This is a genomic window from Rhodanobacter ginsengisoli, assembly GCF_042657065.1.
In the GTDB taxonomy this organism is placed as follows: domain Bacteria; phylum Pseudomonadota; class Gammaproteobacteria; order Xanthomonadales; family Rhodanobacteraceae; genus Rhodanobacter; species Rhodanobacter ginsengisoli.
In genome coordinates this window covers 309,955-331,736 of sequence record NZ_JBHSNF010000004.1, presented here as the reverse complement: position 1 = coordinate 331,736, position 21,782 = coordinate 309,955, and the positions used below count along the sequence as shown (strand labels likewise).

The following is a 21,782-nucleotide window of genomic DNA, read 5'->3' as shown; positions in this document are numbered from 1 at the left end:
TCACCGCCAGGGGCTTTATCCAAGAAGGCCTCCCCACCCGGGGAGGCCTTCGTCTTTATGGCGTTTGCCGTTGCTGCTGCGATCGACGATCGCAGGCTGCAACAGGTCACCGCCAGGGGCTTTATCCTGAACAACCCTCACCGGTAACGGTGGGGGTTTTTCTTTGGTGCCGGAGCCGTGCACCCGTGCCCACGCATCCGTTCCATCATCACCTATGATGAGATGAGCGCCGCGATTCCGTCGGCGTCCGAGGAGTGGTAATTGTTCGTTCACGTCGAAACGCGTCGGCGCCCGCGCTGGCATTGGGCGACCTTGCTGATCGTCAGCTTGTGCGTGGTGTGTTTTGTCGGTCTGGCGATGACCCCTTCCCTGCAGCGCATTTCGCTGCTGCTGGAATGGGGCACGGTGCCGGCGAACATCTTCGATCCGCACGAGGCACTGCTGCCGCAGCTGACCGATCCCGCGCTGCTGCGGCTGTTCACCGCCCTGTTCATACACGTGACCTGGCTGCACCTGCTCAGCAACCTGCTATTCCTCGTGATTTTCGGCCTGCCGGGTGAGCGCGCCCTCGGTTCGTTGCGCTTCCTGCTGCTGTTCGTGGTAGGCGGGATCGTGGCGAACCTGATCGGCGCGCTGTCACTGCAGGGCGTGCGTCTGCCGATCATCGGTTGCAGCGGCGCGGTCTCGGCGGTGGTGGGCACGTACGTCGCCCTGTTCCCGCGGGCCAGGCTCGGTCTCGTGCTGCCGCTGGGCTTGTATCTGGAATTTGTACGCGTGCCGGCATTTCTGCTGATCGGCATCTGGGTGCTGCTGCAATTGCTGTTCAGCTATGCCGGGCCGAGCTATGGGGCCTATGTGTGGTGGGCGCACATCGGCGGTTTCCTGTTCGGACTGGTGTTTGCGCTGTTTTCGCGTGACGCGATCGCGCGCCGCCTGCGCGGTTGATGGCCGGCCTTAGCTCGAGCTGGCATTCCAGCCGTGCAGGCGGGAAAAGTGCCGCAGCAACCGCCGCGCGATCGGGGTAGCGGCCACGGCAGAAAAGACCTGCCGTGGATCCGTCCCCTCGCGGCGCAGGTCGTGGTGCTTGCGCCGGATGTAGCCACGCATCACCTCGGCATTGAATTCCGGATGGAATTGCACGCTGATCGCGTTTGTTCCATAGCGCAGAAGCTGGTGCGGATCACGGGCCGAGCGGGCCAGCACGGTCGAGTCGGGTGGCGGTTCCAGCACGCTTTGCTCGTGCGTGGTGTGTGCACGGAAACTGGCGGGCAGCGCAAGTGTCAGCGGGTCGTGCGCAAGGTTGGGCATCAGTGCGATCGGCTGGGTGCCGATCTCGCGTCCACCCGGCAGGTAGTCGACGCGTCCGCCCAGCGCATGCGCCATCAGCTGATGGCCGTAGCAAACGCCGAACAACGGCAATGCGGCATCCATGGCGTCCCGAATCCAGCCGGCCGTGCGTTCACTCCAGGCCGCGCGTTCGGTGACCATGGCGGCCGAGCCGGTAATCATGGCGCCGGCCACTTCCCGCGGCGGTGGCAGCGCTTCGCCTGCGGCCACGTCGACGACCCGAAGCTGGTGCAACTGCAGGCCCGCGCCCAGTCGGAACCAATGCGGGAAGTCGCCATGCCGTGCGCGAATGGCGTCCGGCGCGCGGCCGGTTCGGATGATCAGGACGGGCTTCATTCAGGGCATCGATCGCTGCTGGTTGGAACGTCTCTAGGGCTGCGCATCGTCGAATGCATCGATCGGCGGCAGCACGGTGAGGATCTCCTGCACCGTGGTCAGCCCTGCAGCCACCTGGTCGGCGGCCGAGATGCGCAAGGGCCGCATGCCCTCGGCGAGCGCCGCCTGGCCAAAGCCGCTCAGATCGAGCTGGGCCGAGATCAGCCCGCGCAAGCGGGGTGACAGCTTCATCATCTCGTAGATGCCGGTGCGGCCCATGAATCCGGTATTGCGGCATTCCAGGCAGCCGACCGGCTGGAACACCTGCTCGGGCACCGGAATCGTCCAGCCGTGGGTCAGCACGTTCCAGGCCTGTGGGTCCTGCGTCGTCGCGCGTTTGCAGTGCGGGCACAAGGTACGCACCAGGCGCTGCGCCACCACGCCGGTCAGGGTCGACTGGATCAGGTAGTGCGGCACGCCCAGATCGAGCAGGCGGGTGACCGCGCTGGGGGCGTCGTTGGTATGCAGGGTCGACAGCACCAGGTGGCCGGTGAGCGAGGCCTGCACCGCCATCTGCGCGGTTTCCAGGTCACGGATCTCGCCGACCATGATGATGTCCGGGTCCTGCCGCAACAGCGTGCGCACGCCGGCGGCAAAATCCAGGTCGATCGCGGCGTGCACCTGCATCTGGTTGAATTCGGGCGAGACCATCTCGATCGGGTCTTCCACCGTGCACACGTTGAGCTCGGGCGTGGCCAGGTGCTTCAGCGTGGAATACAGCGTGGTGGTCTTGCCCGAGCCGGTCGGGCCGGTGACCAGCACGATGCCGTGCGGACGCTCGACCATGCTGCGCCAGTTGGCGCTCTCGCCGGGCGAGAAACCGAGCTGGGCGAAGTCCTTGACCACCAGATCCGGATCGAAGATGCGCATCACCACCTTCTCGCCGAACGCGGTGGGCATGTTCGAGATGCGCAGCTCCACCTCGCGACCGGATACCGAGCGGGTCTTGATGCGACCGTCCTGCGGCCGGCGCTTCTCGGCCACGTCCATGCGGGCCAGGATCTTGATGCGGGCAGTCACCGCGGTCATCACCGGGGCCGGCAGCTCGAACACCTTCTGCATGATGCCGTCGATGCGGAAACGGATGTAGCCGGTTTCGCGGCGCGGCTCCAGGTGAATATCCGACGCGCGCTGCTCGAACGCGTATTGCAGCAGCCAGTCGACGATATGCACCACGTGGCGGTCGTCGGCGCCGACTTCGCCGCTCTTGCCCAGTTCGACCAGTTGCTCGAAGTTGAGGATCGCGGCGGAGCTGTCATTGCCGGTCTTGGCATCCTGCGCCATCTGGATCGAGCGCTGGACGCCGTAGAATTCCTGCAGGTAACGGTTGATGTCGACCGGGCTGGCGACGACGCGCTTGATGTCCCGGCGCAGCATCTGCGCCAGATCCGGCGCCCAGTCCGCATCGAACGGTTCGCTGGTGGCAAACGTGACTTCGCCGATGGTGGCGGCGATCGGCAGGATCCGGTGACGCTTGGCATAGGCATGGCTTACCGCCTGGGTCACCGACGCGACATTGATCTTCATCGGATCGATCTTCAGGTACGGCAGTCCGGCATGGCCGGCCAGCCATTCGGTCAGCCCCTCCAGACTCAACGGGCGACCGGGTTCGCGCTGATTGGCCAGCTTGGCATTGGCGATCAACACCAGCGGATGCAATTCCACCGTGCTGCGTCCGGCGCGTGCACCCATGCGCACCTGCTTGGCGTCTTCGCCCAGCAGGTAACCGTCGACCACCAGCGCCGCCAGCAGCTCGTCCAGTTCGAGCCGGCCACGTCGGCCGAGCAGCGATGCGATTTGCGGTGATGCGGCCATCCAGGGGTCTCCGAAACAAGGCTATTCCGACCGGCGCCCAGTGGAAAAGCAAGCTGTGGCTATACTAACGCGCTTTAACCAAGGTCACGGAAAGCCATGTCCGCACGCACCTTCCAGGATGTGATCCAGACCCTCAACCGCTATTGGGCGGAACAGGGCTGCGTCCTGCTGCAGCCGCTCGATACCGAGGTCGGCGCCGGCACCTTTCATCCGGCCACGTTCCTGCGCGCGCTGGGGCCCGAGCCCTGGGCCGCCGCTTACGTGCAGCCGTCGCGGCGGCCGACCGATGGCCGCTATGGCGAGAATCCGAATCGCCTGCAGCATTACTACCAGTATCAGGTCGTGCTGAAGCCGAACCCGGAGAACATCCTCGAGCTGTACATCGGCTCGCTGAAGGAGCTGGGCCTGGATCCGCTGGTCCACGACCTGCGCTTCGTCGAGGACAACTGGGAGTCGCCCACACTGGGCGCCTGGGGACTCGGCTGGGAGGTCTGGCTGAATGGCATGGAGGTGACCCAGTTCACCTACTTCCAGCAGGCCGGCGGGCTGGAATGCCGACCGGTGACCGGTGAAATCACCTACGGGCTGGAGCGGCTGGCGATGTACCTGCAGAACGTGGACAACGTCTACGACCTGATCTGGACCGAGGGCCCACGCGGCACCGTCACCTACGGCGACGTGTTCCACCAGAACGAGGTGGAACAGAGCACCTACAATTTCGAGCACGCCAACGTCCCCGAGCTGCTGCGCTGGTTCGATGTCTGCGAGGGCGAAGCCAGCAAGCTCATCGCCGCCAACCTGCCGCTGCCGGCCTACGAGCAGGTGATGAAGGCCAGCCACACGTTCAACCTGCTCGACGCGCGCCGTGCGATCAGCGTCACCGAGCGCCAGCGCTATATCCTGCGCGTGCGCACGCTGTCGCGCGGCGTGGCCGAAACCTACGTGGCACAACGCGAAAAGCTCGGTTTTCCGGGTCTGAAGAACACACCTTCCAAACACGTGAAGGAGCAGGCCGCATGAATGCCGACAAGTCACTGCTGATCGAGCTGGGCACCGAGGAGCTGCCGCCGAAGGCCCTGGATGAGCTTTCCGCGGCCTTCCTGCGCGGCATCTGCGACGGGCTGGCCAAACGCGGGATTGCGGCCGACCTCGATCTGGCCCAGGCCTATGCCTCGCCGCGTCGGCTGGCCGTTTTCGTGCCGGGCGTGGCGGCGACCCAGCCGGATCAGCAGATCGAACGCCGCGGTCCGGCGCTGAGCGCCGCACTGGATGCCGAGGGCCAGCCGTCGAAGGCGCTGCTCGGCTTCGCGCAGTCCTGTGGCGTCACGGTCGAGCAGTTGCAGAAACTGGAGACCGACAAGGGTGCGTGGTTCGTCTGGCGTGCCGTCAAGCCGGGTCAGGCGACCGCCTCGCTGTTGCCGGAAATCGTCGACGAGGCGCTGAAGGCACTGCCGATTCCCCGCCCGATGCGCTGGGCCGATCATGACTACAGCTTCGTGCGGCCGGTGCACTGGCTGGTGATCCTGCACGGAGCTGAAATCGTCGACGGCGAGGTGCTGGGCCTGAAGAGCGGTCGCAAGTCGCGCGGCCATCGCTTCATGCACCCGCAGCCGGTCCACCTGGCGGACGCGGATGGCTGGCTCGACGCGATGCGTGCCTCGAAGGTGCTGGCCGACCCGCAGGAGCGCCGTCAGCGCATTCGCGCGCAGGTCGCGGAGACCGCCGAACAGACCGGTGGCGTGCCGCAGCTGGACGATGCGCTGCTGGACGAGCTGGCCAACCTCACCGAATGGCCGGTCGCGATCGCCTGTACCTTCGAGCGCGAGTTCCTCAGCGTGCCGCCCGAGGCGCTGGTGACCACGATGGTGGCGAACCAGAAGTTCGTGCCGGTATTCGATGCCGACGGCGGGCTGACCGAGCACTTCATCGGCATCGCGAATATCCAGAGCAAGGATCCGGCGGAGATCCGCAAGGGCTACGAGCGGGTCATTCGTCCGCGCTTCGCCGATGCCAAGTTCTTCTGGGAAGAGGATCTGAAGACCCCGCTGGCCAGCTATCAGGAACAGCTCAAGGGCGTCACCTACCAGCAGGCGCTCGGCAGCCAGTGGGACAAGAGCGTACGGGTCGCCGAGCTGGCCCGGATCATCGCCAACCGGGTCGGCGTCGACGCCGCCCTCGCGACGCGTGCCGCCGCGCTCGCCAAATGCGATCTGCTGACCCGCATGGTCGGCGAATTTCCGGAGCTGCAGGGCGTGATGGGGCGTTACTACGCCCGCCATGATGGCGAGTCGGCCGAGGTGGCCGAGGCCCTGGACAGCTATTACCAGCCGCGTTTCGGTGGCGATGCGATCGCCGCTGGCAAGCTCGGCCAGGTGCTGGCCGTGGCGGAGCGGCTGGATACCCTGGCCGGCATCTTCGCGGTGGGCATGAAGCCCGGCGGCAACAAGGATCCGTTCGCCCTGCGGCGTGCCGCGCTGGGCCTGGGGCGGACCCTGATCGAGGCCGGCATGGAGCTGGACTTGCGCGGCAGCCTGGTCGAGGCACTGGAACTGCTGCCCGACGCGGCGTTGCTGTCGGGCCTGAAGCCCGGCAAGGACGGCAAGCCGCCCACGCTCAACGCGGGCCAGCGGCGGGCGATCCTGGTCGACGAACTGTACGACTTCATCCTCGATCGGCTGCGCGGCTACTACGCCGAAAAGGGTTTCGACAACGCGCAGTTCGAGTCCGTGCTGGCGGTGGAGCCCGGCAGCCTGGCCGACTTCGATCGGCGCTTGCGCGCGGTGGCCGAATTCGGTCGTCGTCCGGAAGCGGCCAGCCTGGCGGCGGCCAACAAGCGCGTCGCGAACATCCTGCGCAAGCAGGCCGAAGAAGCCGGCGCACCCGCGATCGGCCATGCGGTCGATCCGGCGCATTTCGAGTCGGAGGCCGAGCGCGAACTGGCCGATGCGCTTGCCGCGGCCAAGCGCGACACCGCCGAGGGGCTGGCGGCCGGCGACTACACCAGCGTGCTGGCCCGGTTGTCGCAGTTGCAGGCGCCGGTGGACAGCTTCTTCGACAGCGTGCTGGTAAACGCCGACGATCCGACCGTTCGCGCGAATCGACTGGCCCTGCTCGGGCAGCTGAAGTCGCAGTTCAGCGCGATCGCCGATATCGCCGTGCTCTGAGCCTCGGCGGCCTGTAAAAAAAAGCGGCAGCCGAAGGGCTGCCGCTTTTTTTCATGCGTCGCGCCCGATTCAGGCGGTGGCGCGATCCCGGCGGATCCGTTCGCCCAGACGGCGATTGAACGCCATCATCGCGCCGGTATCCACATTGATGCCGCCGGGGCCGAGGATTTCATACAGCTCGGTCAACAGGTCCGTACTGTCCGCCAGGGTCAGGCGGCTGTCGGCCAGATCCAGTTCCGACTGCAGGATCTGCATCGCCCGGTTCAGCCGCTGGGCGTCCAGGCTCCTGGCCTGGGCATGCAGCGGCATGGACGTCACCGAACCCTGCTGCCGGGCCCGGGGTCGCTGCGTCGACACGATCTCGCTGCTGTACTGGTCGTCCTGCAGATTCACGGAGGGGTCGAGCTGGATCGAGCCTTCGCCGGCCACCAGCCAGACCAGTGAAATCCCGAGGGTCCGCGCCAGGGTGACGCAGCGGGCGCGCGAGGGGTCGGTGTTGCCGTCGCGCCAGCTGCGCACCACGCCTTCGGAGAAACCGCACATGCGGGCGATTTCGGTGGCGCTGCCCACGCGCTGGATCAGCAACCTGATGCGATCGGAGAAGCTTCCGCCGACAGTGGTGGAGGGGGTGGACTGTTGCATGCTCATGGGGGTGGCCGCGACAAGATAGAGAGGGGCTGCGTCAAATTATGCAAAATACTGCGCCAGCGGATGGCAAAAAAATGCGAAGCAGCTGCTGCATCGGTATATTGCGCCGGTTCGTTGGGGTCGTTTCACTCGCTGGTGGAAGTGGGGGTTTTCCGCGCGCTTCAACGTCGCGTCGGAGACGCGGTTGACAACGATTCCCCCAGAGAGTGGCAGAACCAGAGTTTCACCCGCCTTTCCGGGCTTTTGCCGGACGGCCCGCAACTGCTAACGTCAGTCCGGCGCAGGGCGCCGCCGTCTGTTCGAGGCGTACTTTCCCCACAGGACATCGCATGAGCCAATTCGGATTGCTTGGCAAACGGCGCTTTGCGCCGTTCTTCTGGACCCAGGCGCTGGGGGCATTCAACGACAGTGCATTCCGCAATGCGATGGTGATGCTGGCGGCATTCCAGATGGGATTGCCGGATCGCGAGATCTCGCTGTACACCAACCTGGCGCCCGCGCTGTTCATCCTGCCCTACTTCCTGTTTTCGGCGACCGCGGGGCAACTGGCGGAAAAATTCGAGAAGACCCGGATCATCCGCTACGTGAAGTTGTTCGAGATCGCCGCGATGTTGCTGGCCGCATGGGGTTTCCACACCCACAACCTGGTGCTGCTGCTGGGCGTGCTGTTCATGATGGGCATGCATTCGACCGTGTTCGGGCCGATCAAGTACGCGATCCTGCCGCAGGCGCTGAAGCCCGAGGAGCTGGTCGGCGGCAACGGCATGGTCGAGATGGGCACCCAGCTGGCGATCCTGATCGGCATGGTGCTGGGCAACTCGCTGATGCTGCTGGCCGGGATCGGGCCGTACGCGGCGGCGGCGGCGACCATCGGCATCGCCATGGCCGGCTATGCCTGCAGTCGAAAGATTCCGCCGGCGCCGGCCACCGCTCCGGATCTCGAGTTCAACTGGAATCCGTTCAGCGAGACGGTGCGCGTGCTCGGCATCACCCGCAGCGACCGCGCGGTGTTCAACGCGGTGCTCGGCATCTCCTGGTTCTGGTTCTTCGGCACGGTCCTGGTGGCGCAGCTGCCGATCTACACCAAGCTGAACCTGGGCGGCGACGGCTCGGTCAACACGCTGGTGCTGACCCTGTTCTCGCTGGGCACCGGCATCGGCTCGCTGATGTGCGAGCGCATGTCGGGCAAGCGGGTGGAGATCGGGCTGGTGCCGCTGGGCGCGTTCGGCCTCACCGCGTTCGGCATCGACCTGTTCCTGGCCCGGCCCGGCGCGGCCGGGCACATGGGGCTGGACTGGTGGGCGTTCCTGCACGCCGCCGGCAGCTGGCGGATCGTGTTCGATCTCACCGCGATCGGCGTGTTCGCCGGTTTCTACGTGGTGCCGCTGTTCGCGTTCGTGCAGTCGCGCACGCCTGCCTCGCACCTGTCGCGGGTGATCGCCGGCAACAACATCCTCAATGCGCTGCTGATCGTGCTGGCCTCGATGTTCGGTCTGCTGCTGGGCCGGCTGGGCATGAGCGCGGCGCGGATCTTCCTGGTCGACGCGCTGCTCAACGTGCTGGTGGCGGCGTACATCTTCACCCTGGTGCCCGAGTTCCTGATGCGCTTCATCACCTGGGTGCTGGTCAACACGCTGTACCGCGTGCGTGTCGATGGCATGCCGCACCTGCCCGAGGAAGGGCCGGTGCTGCTGGTGTGCAACCACGTCAGCTTCATGGATCCGCTGCTGCTGATGGCGAACCTGCGCCGGCCGGCGCGCTTCGTGATGTATTACCGGATCTTCAACACGCCGCTGCTGAGCTTCGTGTTCCGCACCGCCAAGGCGATCCCGATCGCGGGCTACAAGGAAGATCCCGAGGTACTGCAGCAGGCCTACGATGCGATCGACGCCGCGCTGGCGGCCGGCGAGGTGGTGTGCATCTTCCCCGAGGGCGGCTTGACCGGCGACGGCGAGATTGCGCCGTTCCGGGCCGGCGTGGAAAAGATCCTGGCACGGCGGCCGGTGCCGGTGCTGCCGATGGCGCTGTGCGGGCTGTGGGGCAGCGTCTGGAGCCGGCGCGATTCAATGCTCGGGCGCGGGCGCCTGCCGCGCCGCTTTCGGGCGCGGGTGGAATTGGTGGTGGATGCGCCGGTGCCGCCCGGACAGGTCTCGATGGAAATGCTGGAGGCGCGGGTGCGCGAACTGCGCGGCGACCGGGCCTGAGCCACCGCGCGGCGATGCCGCGCGGATCGGCCGTCAGCTCACCCAGCCGCCGATCACGATCAGGGCCACCAGGCTCAGCCACGCCAGCAAGGCGCGCAGCAGCGCGCTGCGCAGGCGCAGCAACTCGGCCAGCGGGTCGCTGTATTCCTCGGCATAGCCGTCGCCGGCCTCGATGTCGATCAGCACGTCGGCCTGCGCCGCGGCGCCCAGAAAACCCGGGCCGCTGCCGTACCAGCTGGTGGGCGCGGCCTGGCTGTGCCAGCGTCGCCACGCCGAGATCACCGCCTCCCAATGGCCGACCACGGCCAGGGTGAAGGTCAGCAGCTGCGCGGGCAGCCAGTCCAGCGCATTGGCCACGTAGCGCGCCACCGTGCGGCTGCCGCCGTCGAGCAGCAGCGCGTCGTCGCGGCCCAGCGTCTGCCCCAGCCGGTAAAGCAGCGCACCGGCGGGACCGAGCAGGAAAAACCACAGCAGCACGGCAAAGCGCCGGCGCAGGGCGGCGTAGGCGATGGCCACGCCCAGTTCGGGGGCATTCCACGCGATCGTGCGGCCATCGTCGGCCAGCGCCTGCGCCGCCACTTCGCGCCGGGGGTCGTCGGGAGCGTGCAGGATGGCTTCCAGGTCGCTCTCGAATTCGCGCGGGCCGAAGCAGTACAGCAGCACGACGAGCGCGAACAGCAGCTGCAGCAGCGCACCCGCCGGCGTGCGGGCGAACAGCCACGACAGCAACAGGCAGGCGGCCACCGGCAACAACAGCGCGAGCAGCACCCGCCCGGCACCGCTGGTATCCGCCAGCTGGGCGACCCAGCGCCGGAACAGGCCATCGCCGCGCCAGCGCGCCAGCTGCGGGGCGACATGCAACAAGCCGAGGGCGATGAGGGCGACAAGCAGACGGATGGCCATGGAATCGGACTCGCGGACAGTGGCTACATTGTATGCGAGTGGCCAGCCGCATCGCAGGCCTGGATCGGCCCGATCCGGTGAAGTCGTCAGGGATCGCCGGTGATCCGGCGCGTGATCGCGTCGATGGATTCGCTGGCCGCGCTGGTGTCGGTGTGCGGGCCGCAGCCGTCGGCCTCGAGAGCGCGGTCCATCAACTGGGCGGTGACGAACTGGTTTGCGCTTGCATGCATCTTGAAATATTCGGCGGAACAGCGTGTCGATGCGGTCAGCCGCTGCACGAACGTCTGCGTGCTGGAGACCGGGCGAAGCCGCAGGCCCGCGACCCTGGGCAGGTCCGAGCCGGGCAATCGCGGCAGGGACGGGCGTCGCGCGTCGCGCAGGCGTGCCTGGAAATCGCCCGGCCGGTAATCCGGTACCGTCGGCTGCACCTGCTGTAGCGGTGACACGCCGCTGGTTGCCGCGAGCGGCGGAGCGTGTGGCAGTACTCGCGCCGATCGCCGGGCCGGCAAGGGCAGGTGGCGCGGTTGAAGCGGCGGCGCGGCCGCGGTGCGAGCGACGGGTGCCGACGGCAGCAGGATCAGGCGAAGTCGCGTGGCGTCGGGGTCATCGCGCTCGCGAACCCGAGGAGTGGCCCGGCCCTGCGGCCAGTGGCTCAGCAGCAACACCAGCGCCGCCAGATGGCAGCCGGCTACCAGTCCGAGGATCGCGCCGCGGTACAGCGCGTCGCGCCATGCCGCAGTCCGGACTGTGCCGCTGTGCCGTGCCATGCGTTCCTGCGTCATCGGGCTCCCCTGCTTCGAGCAGCTGTGACCGGAACAACCCGATGAAGTTCGCCCCGCGCCGGGCGCGGATCAACGCGCCTCGACGCTCGCGACCAGGCGGTCCAGTTCCAGCCCGGCGCGCTGTTGCAGCCAGTGCGCCAGCAACTGGTACGACACCGACAGCGCCGGGGACGGCAGGAAGCTGCCGTCGGCGAGGCCGTCGACAATCTGCTGCGGGGTGAACCAGCGCGCATCCTCCAGCTCGTGGTCGCGCCGATCGATGCGGCGCGATAACGCCGTGGCGAAGAAACCGACCATCAGCGAGGCGGGCATCGGCCACGGTTGCGAGGAGTGGTAGCGGACCTCGTCGACGATCACGCCGGACTCCTCGGCCACCTCGCGGCGCACGGCGTCTTCCAGCGACTCGCCCGGTTCGACGAAACCGGCCAGGGTCGAGTAGCGCCCGGGTGGCCAGCTGGCCTGGCGCCCCAGCAGGCAGGCGCCCTCGTGCTCGACCAGCATGATCACGGCCGCATCGGTGCGCGGGAAATGCAGCCGCGCGCAGTCCGGGTTGGGGCATTGCGCGCGATGCCCGGCGGCGACCAGCCGCAACGGCGTGCCGCAGCGGGCACAGTGGCGCGTCTCGCGCTGCCAGTGCGACAGGCCCTTGGCGTAGGCGAACAGGCCGGCCTCGTCCGCCGGCAGCTGCAGGCCGGCGCTGCGCAGGCTCACCCGGCGCGCGTCGAGTGCGCTTTCCAGCGCGGCGAGGTCGTCGGCGTCGTCCAGCACCAGCAGGAAGTACGGCCGTTGATCGGCGATGCCGAGCAGGGTGGCGGGCAGGTCCCCCAGCCAGCGTTCGCGTTCGTCGTTGCCGAGCCAGCGCAGCAGCTCGTCGTCGCGGCGCAGGAACGCTTCGCCGGCGGCGTCCAGCAACAGGTAGCGCGCCGCGGTCGAGCGGCCCTGTTCGGCGATCCAGCCGGATTCATCGCGCCGTTCGGCGATCCGGTCGAGGATCAGGCTGAGTCCGGCGAAGGTGTTGGGTCGCGGCAGCTGGGCTCGATCCATCGAACCGTTCCTCAGGTGGAGAACGAGGAGCCGCAGCCGCAGGTGGTCTTGGCGTTCGGGTTGCTGATGACGAACTGCGAACCGCTGAGATTCTCGGCGTAGTCGATCTGGGCACCGGTGAGGTACTGCAGCGACAGCGGATCGCACAGCAGGGTCACGCCTTCGCGATCGACCGCGAAGTCGTCCTCGGCCTGGGCCTCATCGAAGGTGAAACCGTACTGGAACCCCGAACAGCCGCCGCCGCTGATGTACACGCGCAGTTTCAGCGCGGGATTGCCCTCTTCGGCAATCAGCTCGCGCACCTTGTGCGCGGCGGCGGCGGTGAACAGCAGCGGGGCACCACTGCTGCGGTAATCGGGGATGGCGACGATGGTTTCCATGGTCTTCTAGATGGGGGCGTGACGGACAGGCGCAAGCATAGCGCTTCAGGCCGGTACCGCCTCGTCCAGTTCATCGCTGGCGGAGGCGTCGTTTGCCGGGGCCGGCAGCTCGCGCTGGGCTTCCTCGGCCTGGCGCGAGATGCGCCCGTTGACCTGGGCGCCGGCGGCCATTTCCAGGGTGTGGTAGCGCAGATCCCCGTCGATGCGCGCCAGCGCAGCCAGCTCCAGCCGCACGCTGACGTGAACGTCGCCGGTCACGTGGCCGTTGATCACCGCGTTGGGCACGCGGATCTCGCCCTGGACCTGGCCGTGCTCGCTGAGCGTGAACATGGCATCGTCGCCATCGGCCAGCACGGCACCCTCGATGCGGCCATCCAGGTGCAGCGCGCCGCTGAAGCGCAGGTCGCCCCGGATCACCGTGCCGCGGGCGATCAGGCTGGTTTCGGGGCTGCGGTTGTTGCGATCGTTACGTCTACGGTTGAGCATCGCGGTCTCCCTCGGCGGTAGTGATGTTACCGCTCAGTGCGGCAGCCCATGCGACGGCGCGGTTGACCGGCTCGCCACGGGCGGGTTGGATGTGGATACGCAGTCGCGTGGGGCGGAAGTCCGCCGGCAGCACGATGGTGCCCTGCAATTGCTGGAAATAGGTGAAACGGAACGGCAGCCCGCTGTTCTGCGTGGCGTTGCCCAGTGCCGGCCAATCCAGGGTCACCACCTTGTCGTGGCGCAGGCCCTCGACGCTGATGGTGGCATCGCCGGTGATCTCGTCGCCGCGTTTCGCGTTCTGGGTCAGGCTGAGGGTCAGGTTCCAGCCGTGCGAACCGGTGATCGGCTGCAGTTTGACCTCCTGCAGCTTCAGCCCCTGGCGCTGGGCATCGCCGCCGACCAGGCGCGAATAGAAACCCAGGTCGGCGCGCAGGCCGCTGAGCTCCTCCTCGCGCTGGGCCAGCGTGCCGCGCAGCGCGCGGGTGGCCACCTCGTTGACCTGGGCCGCCCGCCGCAGGTTCGCCACCTGCTGCTTCAGGTCGTCGATCTGGCCGAGCAGGGCGCGCCGCTGCGAATGATCGACGGCAATCGGCACGATCCGCCGGCTCAGTGCGCCAAGAATCAGGCCGAGCAACAGCAGGCTGCCGAGCCAGGCCAACCCCCACCACAGCCGCCGCCAACGATGGGAGACGTCGTCGTGCCGGCGCACGACAAAGCGCGGCGGTGGTCGTGAAGCCATGCGGGGACGTTCCGGGGAAAACCCAAGGTATAGCCCCGACGTGACGAAAGCGTCAAGGAACGGCTGCACGCCCTGCGCGTTCCGGCCCTGTATTCATGCGCCGCGGCGGGCGGCCGGATCAGCTCTGCATCTTGCTTTGCAGGTAGCGCTCCGCGCCGATGTCCTTGATCAGGCTGAACTGGGTTTCCAGCCAGTCGATGTGTTCTTCCTCGTCGTGCAGGATGGCCTTGAACAGGTCGCGGCTGACGTAGTCGGCGACGCCTTCGCTGTGGGCGATCGCCTCGCGCAGGTCCTTCACCGCGGCCAGCTCGAGGTCCAGGTCGCCCTGCAGGGTTTCCAGCACGTTCTCGCCGATGCGCAACTTGCCCAGGTGCTGCAGGTTCGGCAGGCCGTCGAGGAACAGGATCCGCTCGATCAGATGATCGGCGTGCTTCATCTCCTCGATCGACTCCTTGTACTCGTGCTCGGCCAGCTCGGGGTAACCCCAGTCCTTGAGCATGCGGCAATGCAGGAAGTACTGGTTGATCGCGGTCAGCTCGTTGTAGAGCACCTTGTTCAGGTACTCGATGACCTTGGCATCACCTTTCATGGCCTTTCTCCGATCGGCGGACAGCGCAGACGCAGACTATACAAACATCGCCCGCCCGCCGACGAAACGCGCCGCGCGCCGACCGGCTGTCCACGCGGGACGCCGCCTGCGAAGCGCAGGGTCAGGGGGCGACGGGAAAGGCTCAGGCGGCGACCAGCGGCAGCTGGCAACGGACCTGCGACGCCGCCTGGTCGAGCGTGGCCCGGGCTTCCTGCTCGCAGCAGCCGCAGCAGTCGGAGCAGCCGGTACGCGCCTGCAGTTCGGCAAACGAATGCACGCCAGCGGCCGCTTCGCGGCGGATGTCGTGATCGGTGACGGCGTTGCACATGCAGATATACATGAGCGTATGAGAACGCGAATGCGAATGATTGTCAACAATCAAACGTGAACGGTGCGTTCCGCTCAGGCCGCCTCGCGGCCGTTGCCGGGCCCGGTCGGCGGCACGCCGGCATCCTCGCGTGGCGGCAGCGTGCCCAGGGTCACGCTGAACAGCTCTTCCACCAGCGGCGCGAAGTGGCGCAGCGCCCGCTCGTACACCTGTCGCTTGAAATTGACCACGTGGGCCGCCGGATACCAGAAATCGACCCAGCGCCAGATGTCGAACTCCGGCTTGTCGCAGGCGTCCAGCTTCAGCGCCTCCTCGCCGCCGACCAGCTTGAGCAGGAACCACACCTGCTTCTGGCCGATGCAGGTGGGCCGCTGATGGTGCCGCACATAGCGATGCGGCAGCCGGTAGCGCAGCCAGCCGTGGGTGGCACTGATCACCTCCACGTGGTGCGCGGCCAGCCCGGTTTCCTCCTCCAGCTCGCGGTACATCGCCTCCAGCGGGGTCTCGTCCGTGCGCATGCCGCCCTGCGGGAACTGCCAGCCGTCACGATTGATCCGGCGCGCCCAGAACAGCCGGCCGTCTGCATTCAGCAGTACGATCCCGACATTCGGACGGTAGCCATCAACATCAATCATGTCGCCTCCTGGAGTCGCGCGGCGTGGTTTGCCGGCAAGACCGCATCCAGTCTTGCACCTGATTCAACCACAGCCCGTGAAGCCGCGGCAAGCCGCGCACTTGAACCAGACGGGCTGGACCACTACACTTCCGCGCCCCGCCCGTATCGTTCCGATCCGGCCAGTCGGGATCCTTCAAGGCTATGTAGCTCAGCTGGTTAGAGCACAGCACTCATAATGCTGGGGTCGGTGGTTCGAGTCCACCCATAGCCACCATTTGCCTGTTCCAAGGCACCTCAGCAAGACCCAAAAACACCCCGAAACCCGCATAAAAGCGGGTTTTTTTGTGCCTATCCTTCCAGCCGTTCGCCAGGCGCGTGGCGCCTTCGAGGAAGCTCACAGGATGATCGAGCGTGAGGGTCGAACCATGGAAGAGGAACGCGACCGCATCCGTGAGGTGATCAGCGAACTCTTCAGCTGAGAGCTTGAGGATCGCCCACCGACTCATGGATTAGGTAGTGAGATGTGCGCGGACGGAGGAAAAGCGTCTCGCTGTCTGAAATCGCTATGACTGGTACGAAAAGCACATAGAAATCAACGGGCTTTCGCCATGTCAGTTGATACCGCTACCCGCGCAGGCGAAACGCCAACGGGCGAAACACTTGCAAACCTCGCGCTGCTCCTGCCGCAGCTGCACACTGCCAGCTTCTTAACCAATAATTACCAGCAAAACTGACCGTGCGTCCGACACAACTTGACCGGCATCGCCAACCAGCTGCCACATAAACCATGAGAATCTGATTTGAAGACGGAAAAAATTACCCTCGCCCAGCTCGAGTCCTTTCTCCTGAAGGCAGCTGACATCCTGCGTGGCAAGATGGACGCCTCAGAGTTCAAAGAGTTCATCTTTGGCATGCTGTTCCTCAAGCGGCTCTCCGACGAGTTCGATCTCAAACGCGAGAAGCTCCGCAAGCAGACCTTCGCGCATCTCAGGGATCAGCCGGAACTCGTCGATGAGTTGCTCGAAGACAAGACTTCCTATGGCGAGACCTTTTTTGTCCCCGCCAGGGCCCGTTGGTACGCATCGTGGAAGGACGAGAATGGCGATCTCGTGCCGGCCCTGAAGGACCTCAAGTACGACATCGGCAACATGCTCAACAAAGCCATTGCGGCCATTGAGGACGAGAACGATGCGCTTGCCGGCGTGCTGAAGAACAATATCAACTTCAACGCACTGAAGGGAAAGACCAAGATCCCGGATCAGAAGTGGAAGGACCTGCTCGACCACTTCAGTCAGCCCGGGTTCGTCCTGGTCAACGACAACTTCGAGTTCCCCGACCTGCTCGGTGCCGCCTACGAGTACCTGATCAAATTCTTTGCCGACAGTGCCGGCAAGAAAGGCGGCGAGTTCTATACGCCCGGAGAGGTCGTCCGCTTGCTCGTCCAACTCACCCAGCCGGAGGCTGGCAACACCATCTACGACCCCACGGTTGGTTCCGGCGGCTTCCTCATTCAGGCGCACCAGTACGTGGACGAGCAGGGCCAGAATGCTGACGACCTCGCGCTCTATGGCCAGGACTCCAACGGCACGGTCTGGTCAATCTGCATCATGAACATGATCCTCCACAACATCACCCGCTTCACGATCGAGAACGGTGACACGCTGGAGAATCCGCTCATCCTGGACAACGGGCAGGTTCGCAAGTTTGACCGAGTGCTCGCCAACCCGCCGTTCTCGCAGAACTACAGCCGCGCAACCATGCAGTTTCCCACGCGCTTCCGCGAGTGGTGCCCGGAGTCAGGCAAGAAAGCCGACCTGATGTTTGTCCAGCACATGCTGGCGAGCCTCAAGCCCAACGGCCGGATGGCGACGGTCATGCCCCACGGGGTCCTGTTTCGTGGTGGCAAGGAAAAGCTCATCCGCGAGATGTTCATCAACGACGACTGCGTCGAGGCCATCGTCAGTCTCCCGCCTGGTCTCTTCTACGGCACCGGCATCCCTGCCTGCGTGCTGGTCTGCAACAAGAGCAAACCCGACGCACTCAAGGACAAGATCCTATTCATCAACGCCGATCGCGAGTACGCCGAGGGTAAAAACCAGAACAAGCTTCGCCCCGAGGACATCGAGAAGATTGATTTCGTCTTCACCCATAAGCGCGAGCTGCCCAAATACTCACGCCTAGTGCTGAAATCCGAAATCGTGGACACCCACGACTACAACCTCAACATCCGCCGCTACGTGGACAACACGCCCGACCCCGAGCCGGAGGATGTCCAGGCCCATCTCATTGGCGGCATCCCCGAGGCGGAAGTTGCCGCGCGAACGGACGACTTCGCCAAGTTCGGCATCCACCCGGATTCGCTGTTCGAGCCTGAGCGCAGCGGCTACCTCGCCTTCCGTAAGTCGATCGACGCCAAGCCCGCCATCAAGACTACGCTCGAAGCTGCCCCGGCCCTGGTGGACACTCTTGCCCGACACCACGATGCCCTCGAATCATGGTGGTCAGCCGACAAGATCGGCTTTGCCCAGCTCCAGCACGCAGGCAATGGCGGCAAGAAGATGCCCGAGATTCGCCACGAGCTGATCATCGCTCTGAAGGCCAAACTGGTGCCGCTGGGTGTGCTCGACGAGTTCAAGAGTGCGGGCGTCTTCGTCAACTGGTGGCAGCAGATCCGCTACGACCTGAAGACCATCGCCTCCACCGGCTGGCACCACTCCCTGATCCCGGATGAGTACCTCATCGCCGAGTACTTCCAGGTAGAAGCGGACGCGATCGAGACGCTGGACGGCATTATCGCCGGAGCCCAGGGAGAACTGGCCGAGGCGGTCGAGGTCGCCCAAGAGGTTTGCGCCTACGAGCCCGACGAAGATGAGAAGGTCACCGCCACCGTCATCAAGAAAGCCCTCAAGGCACTCATCGACGATTTGAAGGGGAGTACCGGGGCGTCCGCCAAGAAGGAACTCAAGAACCTCACCGACCAGGACAAGGTCATCAAGGCGATCGAGAAGCGCATCAAGGATGCCAAGGCGGAACAAAAACAAGAGCAGAGCGAACTGCAGTTCAAACTCGAACTCAAGCGCCTCGGGGCCGACGACTTCAAGGTAGCGACCGACCAGCTGATGGTTCAGGCGGATGCTCACCTCGCCAAACTGGATCCCAAGAATAAGACCGACAAAAAGAGCATCACTGCGCTCGGCAAAGACAAGGAGGCACTGAACGCCCGACTCGCGCAGGTCGATGCGGTGCTCAAGGCGGTCGGCGGCCAGATCAGCGAGGACGATGCCCGCCGCCTGATCCTGAAGAAGATCTACGACATCGCCCGCGACGAACTCGATCGCTACCTCAACGCAGAGAAGCGAGTGCTGGTGCGGGCGGTGGAGAATCTTTGGGAGAAATACGCCATCGCCGCGGACGCACTGGAGATCAAACGAGCGGCTACGCTCACCACACTGGGTGGCTTCCAGAACGCATTGGGATACCTTTCATGACACTTCCGCCTGGATGGACCAGCCGCCGATTGAGCCAACTTGGGGAGCTGTGCTCCGGATCGACACCATCTTCCTCCAGGAAGGAGTACTGGAACGGAGCTACGGTGTGGGTGACGCCGACTGATCTCAGTCGTCTGAATACTCCCTACCTCTACGACTCAGCGAAGCACATTACAGAGCGAGGGCTTCGCAATTGCTCCGCGCCCCTGTTGCCGGCCGGCTCGATCGTCTTGTCCTCGCGAGCGCCGATTGGCTATGTGGCGATCCCGACCGCCCCCTTCTGTACAAACCAGGGGTGCAAGAGCATTGCATTGCATGATTCATATCATTCCGAGTTCATCTACTACGCTGTCACGGCGATTGTCCCCCGCCTAAAGCAACTGGGTGAAGGTACAACCTTCGCAGAGATCTCGAAATCGTCTCTGGCTAAGGTCGAGGTGGTTCTACCAAGTGATAAAGCAGAACAATCCAAGATCGCCGAGGTGCTTTCGACGGTGGATCGGGCGATTGAGCAGACCGAGGTGCTCATCGCCAAACGGCAGCGCATCAAGACCGGCCTGACGCAGGAACTGTTAACCTGCGGCATTGACGAGCACGGCAACCTCCGCTCCGAGCAGACTCACGAGTTCAAGGACTCACCACTCGGTCGGATTCCGGTGGAGTGGGAAAGTGCGTCCTTGGCGGTGTTTGTTCCTTCGGCCGACTACGGGATTTCAACATCGCTCGGCGAATTTGGTTCTCCCGTGTTGCGCATGAACAATCTGCTCAATGGTGAAGCAGAACTATCTGACCTCAAGTTCACTGACGCTCCCGTGCCCGAGCATTTATGGCTGAAAGACGGTGATGTGCTCTTCAATCGGACGAATAGCTGGGAGCACGTTGGCCGAACTGGCATCTGGCGAGGCCAGATCGAGCGCGCAACCTTTGCGTCGTACCTCGTTCGGCTGAACCCGCATCCGGACAAACTGCTACCCGAGATGCTTAATTTCTGGCTTAACTCGGATCGAGTTCAGATCGCTATGCGCCGGCAAGCCACGCCGGCTGTTCAGCAAGTGAACATCAATCCAACCAATCTTCGGTCAATCCCCGCCGCGTTCCCGACGGATTTAGATGAGCAGCGGGCTATCGCAGTTCGCATCGCGGCTGTGAATGAGGTCCTCAATGCTTCTCGGAAGCATCTCAACAAACTGAAGTCTGTGAAGGCCGGTCTGATGCACGATCTGCTGACGGGGGATCGTCGGGTCACCGCACTCTTGCAGAGCCAGAAGGAGGAGGTCGGCGCGTGAATATTTCCGAAAACAACCTCACGTCATTGTCGAAAGGACCCGGTCAAACCGAGTCTGACAAGTGCAGCAACGCTGAGACGGCCGTACGAAAGGCCATCAAGGCGAGTGCGCAGCTTGCCGTCCTCGACATTTCCGTTTTCGCCCAAGGCTCGTATAGAGCTCGCACGAACGTCCGGCAGAACAGCGACGTGGATATCAGCGTGCGCTACAACGCAACCTTCTTCGATCATTATCCAGAAGGCATGTCTCGCGAAGCCGCCGGGAACATTCCCGGCACGATGGCGTTCGCTGATTTCAAAAACATGGTCCAGAAAGCCTTGGTGGACTATTTCGGCAAAGGTGGCGTCACGCGTGGGAACAAGGCCTTCGACGTACACGCAAACACGTATCGTATCGATGCAGATGTGGTCCCGACGCTCGAGTATCGCCGGTACACGGGGCAGACGAATGCCGACGGTAGCCACCACTATCTGTCCGGCGTCGCTTTTGACCCCGACTCAGGTGAGCGGATCATCAACTGGCCGGAGCAGACCTACAACAACGGCGTGAATCGGAACACTGCAACCGGTCGGAAGTACAAGCGCGTGATCCGCATCCTCAAGCGGTTGCGAGACAAGATGCGGGACGAAGATGTCGCCATAGCCAAAAAGACGTCATCGTTCCTGATCGAGTGCCTTGTCTGGAACGCTGACGTCGATGCTTTCAGCAAGGATTCGTACACCGCGATCGTCCGACACGTACTTGCGGATTTGTGGAGCCGCACGCGAAAGGATGAGGACTGCTCGGAATGGGGTGAGGTCAACGAGCTGAAGTACCTTTTCCGTTCTGTCCAACCATGGACACGTCGGGAAGCGAATGAATTCCTGCAAGCAGCATGGAATCACATTGGATACCAATGAAGAACATCAAGGTCAAACCATTCGCGTTCTTCATATTCGGCCTCTTCGCCGTTTGCTTCGTCTCCGTTGCGCTCGCAACGGGGGCAGAAGTTAACGATATCTGGAGTGCGTTGAAGATCGCCTACAAGACAGTACCCATTCTGCTCTTCATATGGATGGTTTTCGTGCTGTACGCCTGGAAGTGGCGAATCTTTCGCAATTGGCTTGTACCTTTTCCTTGCCTCGATGGCACTTGGCAGGGGTCCCTTCAAACGACTTGGAAGAACCCGGATACCGGAGAGGTTCCCGGGCCGATCCCGGCACTGCTGACGATACGGCAGACGTTTGGCCGAATCAGCTCCGTGATGCGCACGGCTGAGATGACTAGCCGCAGCTATTGCGCCGACTTCTGGATCGACAATGACGAGCAAGTACGCAAGCTGGCCTATTGTTATACGAGTGTGCCGTCGGTTCTGATTCAAGATCGTAGTCAGCCACATGATGGCGCGATGCTCTTCGAGATCATTGGGGTGCCGGCTCAGACGCTGAGGGGAAGCTACTGGTCAACACGGAAGACCACTGGCGAGGTCACGCTGACGTTCAGGTGTCGCGAAAGGCTTGACGATCTCCCCGACGACTTCGGATCGCACCCGCTGCAAGCTAAGTAGTTGGACAAGCTGCCATCGGCACGGAATCGACCACAAGTAAGC

Annotated in this window: 21 protein-coding genes and 1 tRNA gene; 10 read left to right on the top strand and 12 right to left on the bottom strand. The window is 64.3% G+C overall.

Annotation, left to right across the window (positions count from 1 at the left end):
- Window positions 1-261: 261 nt before the first annotated feature.
- The gene (locus tag ACFPPA_RS17490; protein ID WP_377322232.1) at window positions 262-945 is read left to right on the top strand and encodes a rhomboid family intramembrane serine protease; all 684 of its coding nucleotides are present in this window, start codon (window positions 262-264) and stop codon (window positions 943-945) included.
- 9 nt (window positions 946-954) lie between these two features.
- Here ACFPPA_RS17490 and ACFPPA_RS17485 read toward each other — a convergent pair whose 3' ends face one another.
- Window positions 955-1,683: a glutamine amidotransferase gene (locus ACFPPA_RS17485; RefSeq protein WP_377322230.1), complete on the bottom strand. Its 729-nt coding sequence runs from the start codon at window positions 1,681-1,683 to the stop codon at window positions 955-957.
- 33 nt (window positions 1,684-1,716) lie between these two features.
- Entirely contained in the window at window positions 1,717-3,537 is a 1,821-nt protein-coding gene (gene tfpB / locus ACFPPA_RS17480) for a type IV pilus assembly ATPase TfpB (protein WP_377322228.1), read from the bottom strand.
- Between the two features lie 96 nt (window positions 3,538-3,633).
- Here tfpB and glyQ point away from each other — a divergent pair, with 96 nt between their 5' ends.
- Window positions 3,634-4,557, top strand: a complete 924-nt coding sequence (gene glyQ / locus ACFPPA_RS17475; RefSeq protein ID WP_377322226.1) for a glycine--tRNA ligase subunit alpha — start codon at window positions 3,634-3,636, stop codon at window positions 4,555-4,557.
- Window positions 4,554-6,701, top strand: a complete 2,148-nt coding sequence (glyS, locus tag ACFPPA_RS17470) for a glycine--tRNA ligase subunit beta (RefSeq protein ID WP_377322224.1) — start codon at window positions 4,554-4,556, stop codon at window positions 6,699-6,701. Before glyQ ends, glyS begins: the two co-directional genes overlap by 4 nt.
- A 69-nt stretch (window positions 6,702-6,770) precedes the next feature.
- On the opposite strand, the gene ACFPPA_RS17465 is transcribed toward glyS, so the two are convergent.
- Entirely contained in the window at window positions 6,771-7,343 is a 573-nt protein-coding gene (locus tag ACFPPA_RS17465; protein ID WP_377322254.1) for a helix-turn-helix domain-containing protein, read from the bottom strand.
- Window positions 7,344-7,678: 335 nt separating this feature from the next.
- Between ACFPPA_RS17465 and ACFPPA_RS17460 the strand changes: the two genes are divergently transcribed.
- Window positions 7,679-9,553, top strand: a complete 1,875-nt coding sequence (locus ACFPPA_RS17460) for an MFS transporter (RefSeq protein WP_377322222.1) — start codon at window positions 7,679-7,681, stop codon at window positions 9,551-9,553.
- Window positions 9,554-9,586: 33 nt separating this feature from the next.
- Here the strand turns inward: ACFPPA_RS17460 and ACFPPA_RS17455 are convergent, their stop codons facing one another.
- From ACFPPA_RS17455 to ACFPPA_RS17415, 9 genes are all read right to left on the bottom strand, one after another.
- Window positions 9,587-10,456 (bottom strand): beta-lactamase induction protein, encoded by an 870-nt coding sequence (locus ACFPPA_RS17455; protein WP_377322221.1) that lies wholly within the window; start codon window positions 10,454-10,456, stop codon window positions 9,587-9,589.
- A gap of 86 nt (window positions 10,457-10,542) precedes the next feature.
- Window positions 10,543-11,238, bottom strand: coding sequence for a hypothetical protein (locus ACFPPA_RS17450; RefSeq protein WP_377322219.1), 696 nt, complete (start codon window positions 11,236-11,238; stop codon window positions 10,543-10,545).
- A gap of 69 nt (window positions 11,239-11,307) precedes the next feature.
- On the bottom strand, window positions 11,308-12,282 hold the full coding sequence (gene nudC / locus ACFPPA_RS17445; RefSeq protein ID WP_377322217.1) for an NAD(+) diphosphatase: 975 nt from the start codon (window positions 12,280-12,282) through the stop codon (window positions 11,308-11,310).
- Window positions 12,283-12,293: 11 nt separating this feature from the next.
- Window positions 12,294-12,662 carry an iron-sulfur cluster insertion protein ErpA gene (erpA, locus tag ACFPPA_RS17440; RefSeq protein WP_377322215.1) on the bottom strand — a complete coding sequence of 123 codons (369 nt, stop codon included), beginning with the start codon at window positions 12,660-12,662 and terminating at the stop codon, window positions 12,294-12,296.
- Between the two features lie 45 nt (window positions 12,663-12,707).
- Window positions 12,708-13,148, bottom strand: a complete 441-nt coding sequence (locus ACFPPA_RS17435) for a bactofilin family protein (protein ID WP_377322213.1) — start codon at window positions 13,146-13,148, stop codon at window positions 12,708-12,710.
- Window positions 13,135-13,887, bottom strand: a complete 753-nt coding sequence (locus ACFPPA_RS17430; protein ID WP_377322212.1) for a DUF6776 family protein — start codon at window positions 13,885-13,887, stop codon at window positions 13,135-13,137. Before ACFPPA_RS17430 ends, ACFPPA_RS17435 begins: the two co-directional genes overlap by 14 nt.
- 118 nt (window positions 13,888-14,005) lie before the next feature.
- Window positions 14,006-14,476, bottom strand: coding sequence for a bacterioferritin (bfr, locus tag ACFPPA_RS17425; protein ID WP_377322210.1), 471 nt, complete (start codon window positions 14,474-14,476; stop codon window positions 14,006-14,008).
- 142 nt (window positions 14,477-14,618) lie between these two features.
- Window positions 14,619-14,816: a (2Fe-2S)-binding protein gene (locus ACFPPA_RS17420; RefSeq protein WP_377322208.1), complete on the bottom strand. Its 198-nt coding sequence runs from the start codon at window positions 14,814-14,816 to the stop codon at window positions 14,619-14,621.
- A 62-nt stretch (window positions 14,817-14,878) separates the two neighbouring features.
- Window positions 14,879-15,439 (bottom strand): RNA pyrophosphohydrolase, encoded by a 561-nt coding sequence (locus ACFPPA_RS17415; protein ID WP_377322206.1) that lies wholly within the window; start codon window positions 15,437-15,439, stop codon window positions 14,879-14,881.
- Window positions 15,440-15,617: 178 nt separating this feature from the next.
- Here ACFPPA_RS17415 and ACFPPA_RS17410 point away from each other — a divergent pair.
- The 6 genes from ACFPPA_RS17410 to ACFPPA_RS17385 all read left to right on the top strand — a co-directional run bounded on the left by ACFPPA_RS17410 (window position 15,618) and on the right by ACFPPA_RS17385 (window position 21,740).
- Window positions 15,618-15,694 (top strand) — tRNA-Met (locus tag ACFPPA_RS17410).
- A 334-nt stretch (window positions 15,695-16,028) separates the two neighbouring features.
- Window positions 16,029-16,154 carry a hypothetical protein gene (locus ACFPPA_RS17405; protein WP_377322204.1) on the top strand — a complete coding sequence of 42 codons (126 nt, stop codon included), beginning with the start codon at window positions 16,029-16,031 and terminating at the stop codon, window positions 16,152-16,154.
- 66 nt (window positions 16,155-16,220) lie between these two features.
- Entirely contained in the window at window positions 16,221-18,908 is a 2,688-nt protein-coding gene (locus ACFPPA_RS17400) for a type I restriction-modification system subunit M (protein WP_377322202.1), read from the top strand.
- Entirely contained in the window at window positions 18,905-20,194 is a 1,290-nt protein-coding gene (locus ACFPPA_RS17395; protein WP_377322200.1) for a restriction endonuclease subunit S, read from the top strand. Before ACFPPA_RS17400 ends, ACFPPA_RS17395 begins: the two co-directional genes overlap by 4 nt.
- Complete coding sequence (locus ACFPPA_RS17390; protein WP_377322198.1) at window positions 20,191-21,093, top strand: nucleotidyltransferase domain-containing protein; 903 nt, start codon at window positions 20,191-20,193, stop codon at window positions 21,091-21,093. Before ACFPPA_RS17395 ends, ACFPPA_RS17390 begins: the two co-directional genes overlap by 4 nt.
- Window positions 21,090-21,740: a Cap15 family cyclic dinucleotide receptor domain-containing protein gene (locus ACFPPA_RS17385; RefSeq protein ID WP_377322196.1), complete on the top strand. Its 651-nt coding sequence runs from the start codon at window positions 21,090-21,092 to the stop codon at window positions 21,738-21,740. Before ACFPPA_RS17390 ends, ACFPPA_RS17385 begins: the two co-directional genes overlap by 4 nt.
- Window positions 21,741-21,782: the final 42 nt, after the last annotated feature.

Excerpts from the sequence above, each read along its gene's own strand:
- ACFPPA_RS17485 (WP_377322230.1), bottom strand. The coding sequence starts at position 1,683 with ATGAAGCCCGTCCTGATCATCCGAACCGGCCGCGCGCCGGACGCCATT.
- tfpB (WP_377322228.1), bottom strand. The coding sequence starts at position 3,537 with ATGGCCGCATCACCGCAAATCGCATCGCTGCTCGGCCGACGTGGCCGG.
- glyQ (WP_377322226.1), top strand. The coding sequence starts at position 3,634 with ATGTCCGCACGCACCTTCCAGGATGTGATCCAGACCCTCAACCGCTAT.
- glyS (WP_377322224.1), top strand. The coding sequence starts at position 4,554 with ATGAATGCCGACAAGTCACTGCTGATCGAGCTGGGCACCGAGGAGCTG.
- ACFPPA_RS17465 (WP_377322254.1), bottom strand. The coding sequence starts at position 7,343 with ATGCAACAGTCCACCCCCTCCACCACTGTCGGCGGAAGCTTCTCCGAT.
- ACFPPA_RS17460 (WP_377322222.1), top strand. The coding sequence starts at position 7,679 with ATGAGCCAATTCGGATTGCTTGGCAAACGGCGCTTTGCGCCGTTCTTC.
- ACFPPA_RS17455 (WP_377322221.1), bottom strand. The coding sequence starts at position 10,456 with ATGGCCATCCGTCTGCTTGTCGCCCTCATCGCCCTCGGCTTGTTGCAT.
- ACFPPA_RS17450 (WP_377322219.1), bottom strand. The coding sequence starts at position 11,238 with ATGACGCAGGAACGCATGGCACGGCACAGCGGCACAGTCCGGACTGCG.
- nudC (WP_377322217.1), bottom strand. The coding sequence starts at position 12,282 with ATGGATCGAGCCCAGCTGCCGCGACCCAACACCTTCGCCGGACTCAGC.
- erpA (WP_377322215.1), bottom strand. The coding sequence starts at position 12,662 with ATGGAAACCATCGTCGCCATCCCCGATTACCGCAGCAGTGGTGCCCCG.
- ACFPPA_RS17435 (WP_377322213.1), bottom strand. The coding sequence starts at position 13,148 with ATGCTCAACCGTAGACGTAACGATCGCAACAACCGCAGCCCCGAAACC.
- ACFPPA_RS17430 (WP_377322212.1), bottom strand. The coding sequence starts at position 13,887 with ATGGCTTCACGACCACCGCCGCGCTTTGTCGTGCGCCGGCACGACGAC.
- bfr (WP_377322210.1), bottom strand. The coding sequence starts at position 14,476 with ATGAAAGGTGATGCCAAGGTCATCGAGTACCTGAACAAGGTGCTCTAC.
- ACFPPA_RS17420 (WP_377322208.1), bottom strand. The coding sequence starts at position 14,816 with ATGTATATCTGCATGTGCAACGCCGTCACCGATCACGACATCCGCCGC.
- ACFPPA_RS17415 (WP_377322206.1), bottom strand. The coding sequence starts at position 15,439 with ATGATTGATGTTGATGGCTACCGTCCGAATGTCGGGATCGTACTGCTG.
- ACFPPA_RS17405 (WP_377322204.1), top strand. The coding sequence starts at position 16,029 with ATGTCAGTTGATACCGCTACCCGCGCAGGCGAAACGCCAACGGGCGAA.
- ACFPPA_RS17395 (WP_377322200.1), top strand. The coding sequence starts at position 18,905 with ATGACACTTCCGCCTGGATGGACCAGCCGCCGATTGAGCCAACTTGGG.
- ACFPPA_RS17385 (WP_377322196.1), top strand. The coding sequence starts at position 21,090 with ATGAAGAACATCAAGGTCAAACCATTCGCGTTCTTCATATTCGGCCTC.